General features: G+C 35.1%; 1 protein-coding gene and 1 pseudogene. One reads left to right on the top strand and one right to left on the bottom strand.

All coding sequences use genetic code 11. The features are described 5' to 3' along the window. Nucleotides 1-146, top strand: a pseudogene (locus B5P40_RS32025) (IS4 family transposase); the annotation flags it as partial. Between the two features lie 377 nt (nucleotides 147-523). Here the strand turns inward: B5P40_RS32025 and B5P40_RS32020 are convergent. After that, a partial coding sequence (locus B5P40_RS32020; RefSeq protein WP_309252117.1) for a thiol-activated cytolysin C-terminal domain-containing protein occupies nucleotides 524-701 on the bottom strand: 178 nt, incomplete at its 5' end.

Below are 701 nucleotides of genomic sequence, written 5' to 3'. Positions count from 1 at the left end.
CCCAAGAGCTATCAAAGGTGTTACTTCGCCTGTTCAATCTCCTACAGCAAAACGGGCGGAAATCTCATCGATATGAGAAAAAAACGGTCTTTGATATATTAGGTGTCGTTTACAATTGTACCATGTCTGATAATCAAGCCGCTTAATTCAAAAAAGTGAAACCCGTTAGGGTTTATTTCGTATGCAAATCTTTCAATCACCTAAATTTGCCCTTTAGAAAAAAGAAACAATCTAGCCTAAAATTGACTTTGTATAAGCTTAGCTTGATGGTGATGTGGTGCTACCCCACATCCATCAACTTAAGAATTCAGAATTACCCCAAAATGAAAAAATGAGCTATTTGTTATAAGTTAGCAAAAAATTTTGTTCTTTGGTACTATGAAATTTTAGCTAGATGGCTATGTGACGGTCCCTCTACTTAAATTGACTCTCCAATTTGATGAGTATGATATATTAGAAAAAGCGCCGATATACTTGCGAGCAAGTAAAAAAGCACCCTGTAAACAGGGCGCTTCACTTTTACCTAATGATTAATATTAGCACTTGGATATAATGTTGTTCCTCCAATTGAAACTTTTATTTCATTTGTTAATGGAACATTTTGTTCATTAATAATTGTTCTCCACCATTCCCATGCAAGACCTGTACATTCTCTTGCTACAACTTTTACATTTTTTGCATTCGATGGAAGTGGTATGACT

Source organism: Bacillus sp. SRB_8 (assembly GCF_003264205.1).
Classification (GTDB): domain Bacteria; phylum Bacillota; class Bacilli; order Bacillales; family Bacillaceae_G; genus Bacillus_A; species Bacillus_A mycoides.
This window is presented reverse-complemented; position numbering and strand designations above follow the sequence as displayed.